Raw genomic sequence first — 11571 nt, 5'->3', positions numbered from 1 at the left:
TAGACCCCGTTTCCAGGGCTTGTCCCAGATTGAAGGGCAGATTGCCCAGGTGTTATTCACCCGTTCGCCAGTAATCCACCCCGAAGGGCTTCATCGTTCGACTTGCATGTGTTAAGCACGCCGCCAGCGTTCGTCCTGAGCCAGGATCAAACTCTCCGTGAATGTTTACCCGGCTGCGTTTAATTAAAAACTGCGGGTTCACACTCGCGTTGAGCGGCACAACCAGGCGGAATAAGCCCGGTCGTGCTCAGCGTCCTCGCTGTGTGTTGCCTGCCCGTCCACAAGGGACCGACAGGACTTTCAAAGGAACCGCGTCCCGATCCATACGGACCGGAGACGGGGTATTTTATAGTCTGGCGTTGACTTTTGGCACGCTGTTGAGTTCTCAAGGAACGGACGCTTCCTTTGGTCCCGTTTCCGGGCCCTCCGGGCGCTTCCCTTCGGTGTTCCACCACTCTATCAGGAGTTTTCCCGCTCCCTTACTGCTCCGGTTTCCGTAGTCACTATGGACACACGGGCACACAGAAGCAGATCCGGGAAAGGATCATTTCCGATAGGTTCCGCCCTCGCCTTGCTCGCAGTTGTCTGCGGGCCTCGGTCGTGGGCAGGGATCTGACAGTACATCTCCTGGCTCGGGCGAGGCAAATCGATTCCGGAGCCCGCCTCGACCCCTTCCTTGGTCCACCCCCACCTCCATCTCCACCTCCATGGACACGGTCACGTCAAGGGCCGGATCCATGGCTCCTCCCGAGGCCGCGTCCGTGGTCACGGAGAGTTCCGCCGCGCGGTCCGCGCTCGTGCGGAACCCCCGATTCTTATGACATACGCTTCTGACCAGTGCGCCGTCCAGGACAGGCAGTGACGGCGCGTGATGAATCTCCACCCCTGGGAGGCTTCCCATGACCACCGTGACGTCCCCGCTTGCCGGACGTGCCATCGGACTCGCGGCAGTGCCCGATCCGGTCTTCTCCGGCGCGATGGTGGGACCCGGTACCGCCATTGACCCCGTGCGCGAGCCGTCTGCCGCGGTCTCACCCGTCGACGGCGTCATCGTCTCGCTGCACCCCCACGCGTTCGTCGTCGTCGACGGTGAAGGGCACGGGGTGCTGACGCACCTCGGCATCGACACCGTGCAGCTCAACGGCGAGGGCTTCGAGCTGCTCGTCAACAAGGGCGACACCGTTACGCGCGGGCAGGAAATCGTGCGCTGGAACCCCGTCGCCGTCGAGCAGGCCGGCAAGTCGCCGATCTGCCCGGTCGTCGCACTGGAGGCCACCGCGGACTCGCTCGGCGACGTCGTCGAGGACGGCGACATCAAGGCCGGCGACTCGCTCTTCAGCTGGCGGTGAGCCGACACCGTCCCCGAGAACGAGGGACGGCACGTACGACATCCACCGCGGTGGCCCGAGCCGCCGCATCAACCGGAGACGGGTGAAATGGAGACAACGCTGCGAGGCGTCGGCGTGAGCCACGGTGTGGCGATCGGCGAGGTGCGGCACATGGGCACGGCGGTTCTGGAACCGCCGGCCAAGCAGATCCCGGCCGATGAGGCGCCGCGCGAGCAGGGGCGCGCACGCCAGGCCGTGGAGGCTGTCGCCGCCGACCTCATCGCGCGCGGCAACCTGGCCGGTGGCGAGGCCCAGCACGTGCTCGAGGCCCAGGCCATGATGGCTCAGGACCCGGAGCTGATGGCCGACGTCGATCGGCGCATCACCGTCGGCAGCACCGCCGAGCGCGCGGTGTACGACGCGTTCGCCGCCTACCGGGCGCTGCTCGCCAACGCGGGCGAGTACCTGGCCGGCCGGGTGGCCGACCTCGATGACGTGCGGAATCGTATCGTCGCCCGTCTGCTGGGTGTGCCGATGCCGGGTGTGCCGGACAGCGACGAGCCGTACGTGTTGATCGCGCGGGACCTCGCTCCCGCCGACACCGCGCTGCTCGACCCGACGCTGGTGCTCGGTTTCGTCACCGAGGAGGGCGGGCCGACCAGCCACAGCGCCATCCTGGCGCGGGCGCTCGGTGTACCGGCGGTCGTGGCGCTGCCCGGCGCCGGCGAGCTGGCCGAGGGCACGGTCGTGGCCGTGGACGGCAGCACGGGCGACATCTTCGTCGACCCGAGTGACGAGAAGCGTGCGGAGCTGACGCGGGCCGCGGAAGAGCGCAAGGCCGCGCTCTCCGCCTCGTCCGGTCCGGGCGCGACGTCCGACGGGCACAAGGTGCCGCTGCTCGCGAACGTCGGTGGCCCGGCGGACGTGCCGGCGGCGGTCGAGGCCGGTGCGGAGGGCGTCGGTCTGTTCCGTACCGAGTTCCTCTTCCTGGACGACAGCAAGAAGGCGCCGTCCGAGGAGAAGCAGGTCGAGGCGTACCGCAAGGTGCTCGAGGCGTTCCCCGAGGGCCGTGTGGTCGTGCGGGTGCTGGACGCGGGCGCGGACAAGCCGCTCGACTTCCTGACGCCGGCCGACGAGCCGAACCCGGCGCTCGGTGTGCGGGGACTGCGGACGCTGCTGGACCACCCGGACGTGCTGCGCACGCAGCTGACCGCGCTGGCCAAGGCCGCCGAGGGGCTGCCCGTCTACCTTGAGGTCATGGCCCCGATGGTGGCGGACCGCACGGACGCGAAGGCGTTCGCGGACGCGTGCCGGGAGGCCGGACTGCGGGCGAAGTTCGGTGCCATGGTGGAGATTCCCTCCGCGGCGCTGCGGGCGCGCTCGATCCTCCAGGAGGTCGAGTTCCTGTCGCTGGGCACCAACGACCTGGCGCAGTACACCTTCGCCGCCGACCGTCAGGTCGGCGCGGTGTCGCGGCTCCAGGACCCGTGGCAGCCGGCGCTGCTGGACCTCGTCGCGGCGTCGGCCGAGGCCGCCAAGGCCGAGGGCAAGAGCTGCGGCGTGTGCGGTGAGGCCGCCTCGGACCCGCTGCTGGCCTGCGTGCTGACCGGCCTGGGCGTGACGAGCCTGTCCATGGGTGCCGCGTCGATCCCCTATGTGCGCGCGACCCTGGCCAAGCACACGCTGGCGCAGTGCGAGCGGGCCGCCGCCGCGGCTCGTGCCACGGACTCCGCCGAGGAGGCCCGTGTGGCCGCGCAGGCGGTGCTGTCCGGCGAGTGAGCCGGCGGCGCCGACGCGCCCGTTGACGTGAGGTGCCCCGCCGGACGGCGGGGCACCTTTCGTTTTCGGCGGCTCAGACCGTCCTCGCCCGTTCTTCCCTTTCTGTTTCTGTCATTCCTCTCCTCCGTCCGGTTCCGCGACGGGCAGGCCCGCGCGGTAGTCGACGCCCGGCTCGGGTGGTACGGGGTCGCCGGTCCGCGCGTCCGTGCAGTAGGCGGCGAAGACCTCCGCCTCGCTGAGGGGCCTCGGCCAGCCGTCGCGCAGGCTCCAGCCCCGCACCGTGTCGCGTCCGCCGGGGACGCTGGTGCGCAGGACGACACCGCCGGGGCGGCCGGTGGCGATGCCGGCGGCCAGCACCGTGCAGAAGACCAGAGCGGCCGCCTCGTCCAGGCGCGGCGGGCCGTCCTCACCGTGGGCGGCGTGCAGTACGGCGACGAGTGGGATGTCGCCTTCGGCCTGGACGCTGCACACGAGGTGGTGTGCGCCGGGTCCGACGGCGCGGAGGAGCCGGCGCAGTGCCTGGGTGGCACGGGCGAAGGCCGACCGGCCGGTGTCCTCGCCGCAGGCGGCGCAGTCGCCGCCACGGGTGAGGACGGACGAGGCGTATTCCCAGGTGGCCCGCTGTTCCGCCTCGTCGATGAGCTGCGGCAGCAGGCGCCGGATGGGCTGGCCCTCGTAGGCGACCTTGGTGCCCGCCGCGGCGACCTCCGCCGTGTACCGCGTGCGGCTGGCCGGGGTGTCGGGGTCGAGGTGGGCGCCGGCGCAGAACTCTTCGTAGCCGACGGGGTCGAAGAGGGCGACGCTCGTGTGCGTGCCCTGTCTGGTCAGTGTGCGCAGCAGCCCCTCCATCTGCCGCAAGTACGTCGCGTGGTCGTCGAAGTGGAAGGTGTCGTAACGCCGCATGGCGGCGAAGTCGGCCTCGTCGGCCAGCACGGCCACGGTGCTGGGCACTTCGCGGCGCAGTGCGCGCCGCGCCGTCAGTTGTCGATTGCCGCCGTTCCTGGCGTGCGCCATGATTCCCCCTCAGCGCGAACGATCAGTGCTCACTCACCGTAACCGACGGCACTGACAACGCCCGGTCGTCAGGGTCCCGCACCAGGCGCCACTGCGCGCAGCACATCGCGGCGAGGCCGGTGCCGAAGGCGAGCCAGCCGGCCGGTCCGACGGCGATGGCGGCGGTCACGGCCAAGGGGCCGACGCTGCGCTGGACGGCTTGGGCGAGGCCGTGCACGCCGAGGTAGGCGCCCTGCGCGGTGGGCGGGGCGAGGGATACGGAGAGTTCCCAGGAGACGGTGGCGTGGAGCATTTCCGCGACCGTGAAGGCCGTGGCGGCCAGGGTGAGGGCGACGGCGGCGAGCCATGGGGTGCCGGTGGCCGACGCGGCGAAGGCGGCTCCGCCGGCGAGGAAGACGGCGGCCAGGGGCAGGAGTGCCCTGCGGGCGGCGTGCCGGGTGGTGCCGAAGCGGGCGAAGGGGACCTGGAAGCAGATTACGAGCACGTTGTTGAGGACGAGGAGCAGGGGGACCAGGCCATGGGGTGCGGTGGTGGCCGTCACCGCCCACAGAGCGAGGCCGATCTTGAAGACGGAGTCGTCGAGGAAGAGGACGGCTTCGGTGGCGGTGTAGGCGAGGTAGCGGCGGTCGCGCCAGGGGTTGGCCGGTGATGTCGCGTCAGGAGCCTTGGGCCCGGTGGTGACGAGCCGTGAGGCGGACGGCGGTTCGCCGCAGCGGAGGGTGAGCGCGGCGGCGGCGAGGAAGGAGAGCGCGTCCCCGACGAGCAGGCCGCGGTAGACGGTGGCCGATCCCGCGGTGAGCGCCGCGGCGGCGACCAGTCCGCCGACGGCCCAGCCGATGTTCGAGGACGTGCGGTTGAGGGCTTGGTACCGGGCGCGGTCGGGGCCGGCGACGCGGGTCGCGTAGAGCTTGGTGAGCACGGCGGAGGCGCGGTCGCCGAGGCTGCCGGCGGCCGCGATGGCGAGCAGCGCGAACAGGTCGGTGGTGGTCAGGAGGGCCAGTGAGGCGGCGGCCCGCACGATCTGGATGACGATGAGCAGGGGCCGGAGGGGAACCCGGTCGGCGAGGAAGCCGCCGAGCGGTGGGCCCGCGATGCCGATGGCTCCGGAGGCTCCGAGGAGGAGGCCGATCTCGGCGGTGCCGAGTCCGGCGACGTAGGTGAAGTAGAGGGCTGCGGTGGCCCCCCAGAGGCCGGAGCCGATCTTGTCGACGCAGGTGACGGCCAGCATGCGGCGGCCGTCCGCTCCCCCGGGTATGCGCATGTACGTGATCCCCCTTGACCCAACTTTTGTATTGATACATACTCAGATCTGTGGCAACACAATATGAGTTCACGGGTACGAACGCCAAGGGGATTGCCGCGTCGATCGAACGCGGTGTCGCCGACGGGTCCCTCCCGCCCGGCAGCGCCCTGCCGCCCGTCCGCACGCTGGCCGAGCGGCTCGGCGTGAGTCCGGGCACGGTCGCGGCCACGTACAAGGAGCTGCGCGGGCGCGGCATCGTCACCACGCGCGGGCGTGGTGGGACGGTGGTGGCCGAGGGCCCGGCGGTCACCTCCCGGCGGCCGCCGAGGGTGCCGGAGGGGCTGCGCGACCTGGCGGGCGGCCATCCCGACGAGACGTTCCTCCCGCAGGGGCTGCCGTCCCTGCGGGTGACGCCGGGGGCGCGCTCGCACCGCTCGTCGCCGCGGGTGGCGCGGCTGGAGGAGCTCGTCCGTGCCTGGTACGAGCGCGACGGTGTGCCGGCCGGTCATGTGACCTTCGCGCACAGCGCGCTCGACTGCGTGGCGCGGCTGCTGTCCGTGGAGCTGCGGCCGGGTGACACGGTGGCCATGGAGGATCCGGGCTACCACCACATGCTGGACCTCGTGCCCGCGCTGGGCTTCCGGTCCGTGCCGGTGGCGGTCGACGACGAGGGGATGCGGCCCGAGTCGCTGCGGGCGGCCCTCCGTGCGGGTGTCCGGGCGGTGGTCTACAGTCCGCGGTCGCAGAATCCGTACGGCGGGTGCTTCTCACCACAGCGGCGGGACGCGCTGGCGGAGGTTCTGGCCGAGGCATCGGACGTGTTGGTGATCGAGAACGATCACACGGCGGAGATCGCGGGCGTGCCGCTGCACAGCCTGGCCGCGCGGGGAACGGCGCGGTGGGCCCAGGTCCGTACCGTCACCAAGTACTTGGGCACGGACCTGCGGTGGGCGGCCCTGGCCTGCGACGCCACCACCCTGGCCCGGCACGACGGGCGGCTGTTGCTGACCTCCGGCTGGGTGAGCCACGCCCTGCAGGAGGCGGTGGCCGGGCTGCTGACCGACGCGGCGACGCAGGCGCTGGTCGCCGAGGCCCGTGAGACGTACGCGCTACGGCGCCGGGCGCTGATCCGGGAGCTCGCGCGGCGCGGGATCGCCGCGCACGGGGCGAGCGGGCTGAACGTGTGGGTGCCGGTGCGGGACGAGGCGGCGGTCGTCAATGGTCTGCGGTCGGCGGGGTGGTGGGTGGCCGCCGGTACGCGGTTCCGCCTTGCGGCGGGGCCGGGGGTTCGGATCACTACGGCGGAGTTGCGGGTGGAGGAGGCGGTGGGGTTCGCGGCGGATTTCGCGGCGGCGTTGGGTGAGCGGCAGGACACGTATGGGGGGTGAGGGTGGGTGTGCGGGTCTGTGTGCGGCTGAGTGGGGGCTGGTCTTGTTGTCCTCAATCGCCGGACGGGCTTTAGTTGGTGCGGGCGGGCTTTAGTTGGTGCGGGCGGGCTTTAGTTGGTGCGGGCGGGCTTTAGTTGGTGCGCTCGCGGGCCAGCTTTTCGTAGAAGTGGAGGAGGCCGACGTTGTCGACCGAGCCCGGGTTGACCGCTTTTTCCAGAGGGGTGCCCTGGAGGAGGCGCTTGACCGGGACCTCTATGCGCTTGCCGGTGAGGGTGTGCGGGATGCCGGTGACCTCGATGACCTCGTCGGGGACATGGCGCGGGGAGAGCTGTTCACGGATGGTGCGCTTGATGCGGTCGAGGAGGTCGTCGTCGAGGGTGGCGCCGGGTGCGAGGTGGACGAAGAGCGGCATCCAGTAGCCGCCGTCGGGCTGTTCGACGCCGATGACGAGGGACTCGCGGATCTCGGGGAGCCGTTCGACCGCCTCGTAGATGTCGGCGGAGCCCATGCGGACGCCCTGGCGGTTGAGGGTGGAGTCGGAGCGGCCGTGGATGACGACGCTGCCGCGCGAGGTGAGGGTGATCCAGTCGCCGTGGCGCCAGACGCCCGGGAACATGTCGAAGTAGCTGTCGCGGTAGCGGCTGCCGTCGGGGTCGTTCCAGAAGTGGATCGGCATGGACGGCATGGGACCCGCGACGATCAGCTCGCCGACCTCGTCGACGACGGGCCCGCCGTGCGCGTCCCACGCCTGGAGGTCGGTGCCCAGGCAGGGTGCCTGGAGCTCGCCGATGTGCACCGGCAGCGTCGGGACGGCCCCCGCGAAACAGCTGCACACGTCCGTGCCGCCGCTCACCGAGGCGATCCACATGTCCTCGGCGACCTCGTCGTGGATCCAGCGGAAGCCGTCGGGCGGCAGCGGTGAGCCGGTGGTGGCGACGCACTTGACGCGGGAGAGGTCGAAGTCACGGCCGGGGCGGACGCCGGCCTTGCGGCAGGCCATCACATAGGCGGCGGAGGTGCCGTAGAGGGTGGCTCCGGTGCGTTCGGCGATCCGCCACTGGGCGGCGGTGTCCGGATAGCCGGGGCTGCCGTCGTAGAGGACAACGGTGGAGCCCACCAGGAGGCCGGAGACGAGGAAGTTCCACATCATCCAGCCGGTGGAGGTGTACCAGAAGAAGCGGTCGTCCGGGCCGAGGTCGCAGTGCAGGGCGAGCTGCTTGAGGTGCTCGACGAGGATGCCGCCCTGGGACTGGACGATGGCCTTGGGCAGGCCCGTCGTGCCCGAGGAGTACAGCACCCACAGCGGGTGGTCGAAGGGCACCTGCTCGAAGACCGGCTCGACGTCGGCCGAGGTCAGGGCGTCCCACTCCAGCGCGCCCTCGGGGGCCGGAGTGCCCAGCAGCGGGATGTGGACGACCGCGCGCACGGTGGGCAGCCCCGCGCGCAGTTCGGCGACGGTCGCGGTCCGCTCGTGCCGCTTGCCGCCGTAGTGATAGCCGTCCACGGTGAACAGCACGACGGGCTCGACCTGCTGGAAGCGGTCCAGGACACTGCGGGCGCCGAAGTCGGGCGCGCAGGAGGTCCACACTCCACCGACGGCGGCGGTGGCGAGCAGGGCGACGACGGCCTGCGGGACGTTGGGCACGTAGGCGCTGACGCGGTCGCCCGGGCGGACGCCGAGGCGGCGCAGCTCGGCGGCGAGGGAACCGACCCGGGCGCGGAGCTCGGCCCAGCTCACCGGGCGCGGCTCGCAGCTCTCGTCGACGTGCAGGAGGGCGGGACCGTCGGCGCGGGCGGGGTCCTCGGCGGCGCGCAGGGCGTGCTCGGCGTAGTTGAGGCGGGCGCCGGGGAACCACCGGGCGCCGGGCATCGCCGGGTCGGCGAGGACCTGCTCGTACGGGCTGGAGAAGCGGACGTCGCACCATTCGGTGAGGGCCTGCCAGAAGTCCTCGACCCGCTCCACGGACCAGCGGTGCAGTGCCGCGTAGCTCACGGCGGGGTCGCCGGGGACGGGCGCGGGCGCGCCGTGGCGCTCGGCGGCCCAGGCGTGGAAGCGGGTGACCTGTGCGCGGGCGACGCGGTCCTGGCCGGGGGCCCACAGGGGTTCCGACTGGGTGGCGGGCGGCGGTGCGGTGGTCATCTGGCTGCTCCCGGCTGTACGCGTCGTGGGCGTCGCCGCGCTCCGGCGGGTTCTGCGCGGGACGCGGCTGACGAGGACGATGCCATGTGATCGACTCGTGCACCAGCCCTGTGGAAAACCCGTGGAGGCCGTGAGGTTTCCGGCGGGGTGAACGACAGTTGAACGCACCACGCACCCGGGGCCCGCGATGGCAGGGTGAGCAGCATGGATGCGCGGGATCTGCGGCGGTTGATGAAGGCGGTCGGGACGGCACAGGGGCTGCGGTCCGTGCGGGCCGCGTGGCGCAGGCGGCGGACGGACGCGGCGGGCCTGCCGCGGTCGGGCGCGGAGCGGGCGCGGGTGCCGGGCACGGCGCTGGGGGCCGAGCCGGGGCCGGGCGGCGGGGTGGTGCGGTTCGCGCGGTCGTCACTGCTGGTCCGGGTGGCGGCGGGCGGTGCGGTGTTCTGCGGCTGGGACGGTGCCGGGCCGGAGCCGTCGTACGCGCTGGGCGGACCGGTGCCGGAGGTGGACGAGCGGGCCGTGCTGGAGCCGGACAAGGACGGCGGCTGGCGGGTGGTCTCCGAGCGGGTGCTGGTGGTCGTGAGCCGGCACGGAGGGGTGGAGGTGCGTACGCCCGGCGGTGTGCTGCTGCGGCGCGATCTGCCGCCGCGCTGGTGGGAGCCGGTGGGTCCGGCCGCCGGTGAGGCGGTGGCGCCGCGGTGGACGCAGCGTTCGGAGGTGGCGGCGGACGCCCGGTTCTTCGGGCTGGGCGGCAGGGCCGCGGGGCCGCGGCTGCGGGACGGCTCGTATCGGCTGTGGAACACCGATCCGGGGCCGTTCGGACCGGAGCGGGACCCGTTGTACATCACGATGCCGGTGCAGCTGGTGGTGGCGGACGCGGGCACGCACCTGGCCTTCCACGACAACTCCTGGGACGGCCGGGTGACGCTGTGGGAGGGCGAGGAGGGCGCGGGCTCGGGGCACGACCGGCCGGGCCGCTGCGAGCTGCGGATGGATGGCGGGCCGTTGCGCTCGTGGGTGATCGTGGGCACCCCCGCGCGCGTGCTGCACGGCTGGGCTTCGCTGACGGGGGGCGCGGCGGTGCCGCCCGCCTGGGCGCTGGGTCACCACCACGCACGGTGGGGGTTCGACAGCGAGCGCGAGGTGCGGCGGGTGGTGGCGGGCTACGTCGAGCGGGGACTGCCGCTGTCGGCGCTGCACCTGGACATCGATCACTACCGGGGGCACCGCGTCTTCACCGTGGACCGCGAGGCGTTCCCCGATCTGCCCGGTCTGGCGGCCGACCTGCGGGAGCGGGGCGTGCGGCTGGTGTCCATCGTGGACCCGGCGGTGAAGGCCGAGCCGGGCCTGTCCATGTACGACAGCGGCAAGGAGGCGGGCGCGTTCGTCCGGGACGGCCGGGGGCGCGAGGTGCGCGGGCTGGTGTGGCCGGGCGAGGCGGTCTTTCCCGACTTCACCGATCCACGGGTGCGTGCCTGGTGGGGCGAGCTGTACGCCGAGCGGCTGGCGCAGGGTTTCGCGGGTTTCTGGCACGACATGAACGAGCCGGTGTCGTTCGCGGCGTTCGGCGATCCGACGCTGCCCCTGTCGGCCCGGCACGCCCTGGAGGGCCGGGGCGGTGACCACCGTGAGGCACACAACGTGTACGGGATGGCCATGGCGCGAGCCGGCTACGAGGGCCTGCGGGCGCTGCGGCCGGACGAGCGGCCGTTCCTGTTCTCGCGGTCGGGCTGGGCGGGCATGCAGCGCTACGGCGGCACGTGGTCCGGCGACGTGGTGACCGGCTGGCCGGGGCTGCGGGCGTCCCTGGCGCTGGTGCTGGGCCTGGGGCTGTGCGGGGTGCCGTATTCCGGTCCGGACATCGGCGGGTTCACCGGGTCGCCGTCGCCGGAACTGTATCTGCGCTGGTTCCAGCTGGGCGCGTACCTGCCGCTGTTCCGTACGCACGCGGCGTTCTTCGCGGGCCGCCGGGAGCCGTGGGAGTTCGGCGCCGAGACCCTCGAACACGCGGGTGCGGCGCTGCGGGAACGGGCCCGGCTGCTGCCGTACTTCGTGACGCTGGCGCATCTGGCGCGGCGCACCGGGGCGCCGTACGTCCGCCCGGTGTGGTGGCGTTCGCCCGAGGACCGGGCGCTGCGGGACTGCGAGGACGCGTTCCTGCTGGGTGATTCGCTGCTGGTGGCGCCCGTGCTGGAGCAGGGCGCGGACCGGCGGGCGGTGCGGCTGCCGCGAGGGCGGTGGTACGACACGGTGACGGGGCGGGCGCACGAGGGGCCCGGGCAGGTGCTGCTGGACGCCCCGCTGTCGCGGATCCCGGTGCTGGCGCGGGCGGGTGCGGTGCTGCCGGTGGCCGGTGTGGACGGGCAGGTCGAGCTGGAGGTGTGGGCGCCCGCCGCCGGGCGTACGGGCGGCGGGGTGCTGATCCCGGACGCGGGGGACGGCGGGGAGCCGGTGGAGGTGGTGCGCTTCACGACGCGGCTGCGGGGCGGGGCGGTGACGGTGGAGCAGGAGGGCTCGGCGGAGGTGACGTATCCGGTGCGGGTGCGCGGGGTGAAGGACGACGGGTGACCGCGTGAGGCGGAACGGACGGCAGGGACGCGAGGGACCCGCGAGAGGGAGCGCACGGTCTCCTGAGCACGGCTGATCCCGGCGAGGCAGGCGTGCGGGGACTCTTCCCTT

Annotated in this window: 7 protein-coding genes and 1 rRNA gene; 4 read left to right on the top strand and 4 right to left on the bottom strand. The window is 72.5% G+C overall.

Annotated features, from left to right (window positions below; genetic code table 11):
• Window positions 1–162, bottom strand: a 16S ribosomal RNA gene (locus tag J7E86_RS21160); the annotation flags it as partial.
• Between the two features lie 737 nt (window positions 163–899).
• Here J7E86_RS21160 and J7E86_RS21155 point away from each other — a divergent pair.
• On the top strand, window positions 900–1349 hold the full coding sequence (locus tag J7E86_RS21155; protein WP_215083301.1) for a PTS glucose transporter subunit IIA: 450 nt from the start codon (window positions 900–902) through the stop codon (window positions 1347–1349).
• 87 nt (window positions 1350–1436) lie between these two features.
• Window positions 1437–3107, top strand: coding sequence for a phosphoenolpyruvate--protein phosphotransferase (gene ptsP / locus J7E86_RS21150; RefSeq protein WP_215083300.1), 1671 nt, complete (start codon window positions 1437–1439; stop codon window positions 3105–3107).
• Window positions 3108–3218: 111 nt separating this feature from the next.
• Here the strand turns inward: ptsP and J7E86_RS21145 are convergent, their stop codons facing one another.
• On the bottom strand, window positions 3219–4121 hold the full coding sequence (locus J7E86_RS21145) for a hypothetical protein (RefSeq protein WP_215083299.1): 903 nt from the start codon (window positions 4119–4121) through the stop codon (window positions 3219–3221).
• A gap of 22 nt (window positions 4122–4143) precedes the next feature.
• Complete coding sequence (locus tag J7E86_RS21140) at window positions 4144–5382, bottom strand: MFS transporter (RefSeq protein ID WP_285439735.1); 1239 nt, start codon at window positions 5380–5382, stop codon at window positions 4144–4146.
• 50 nt (window positions 5383–5432) lie between these two features.
• Here J7E86_RS21140 and J7E86_RS31910 point away from each other — a divergent pair, with 50 nt between their 5' ends.
• Window positions 5433–6752 carry an aminotransferase class I/II-fold pyridoxal phosphate-dependent enzyme gene (locus J7E86_RS31910; RefSeq protein ID WP_215083298.1) on the top strand — a complete coding sequence of 440 codons (1320 nt, stop codon included), beginning with the start codon at window positions 5433–5435 and terminating at the stop codon, window positions 6750–6752.
• Window positions 6753–6882: 130 nt separating this feature from the next.
• On the opposite strand, the gene J7E86_RS21130 is transcribed toward J7E86_RS31910, so the two are convergent.
• Window positions 6883–8892 (bottom strand): acetoacetate--CoA ligase, encoded by a 2010-nt coding sequence (locus J7E86_RS21130; RefSeq protein WP_215083297.1) that lies wholly within the window; start codon window positions 8890–8892, stop codon window positions 6883–6885.
• Window positions 8893–9096: 204 nt separating this feature from the next.
• Between J7E86_RS21130 and J7E86_RS21125 the strand changes: the two genes are divergently transcribed.
• Window positions 9097–11460 carry a glycoside hydrolase family 31 protein gene (locus J7E86_RS21125; RefSeq protein WP_215083296.1) on the top strand — a complete coding sequence of 788 codons (2364 nt, stop codon included), beginning with the start codon at window positions 9097–9099 and terminating at the stop codon, window positions 11458–11460.
• Window positions 11461–11571: the final 111 nt, after the last annotated feature.

Origin of the sequence: Streptomyces sp. ISL-11 (assembly GCF_018614525.1) — a bacterium.
Taxonomy (GTDB): Bacteria; Actinomycetota; Actinomycetes; order Streptomycetales; family Streptomycetaceae; genus Streptomyces.
The sequence above is the reverse complement of the archived record's forward strand: the minus strand, read 5'-3'. Positions and strand labels throughout refer to the sequence as shown.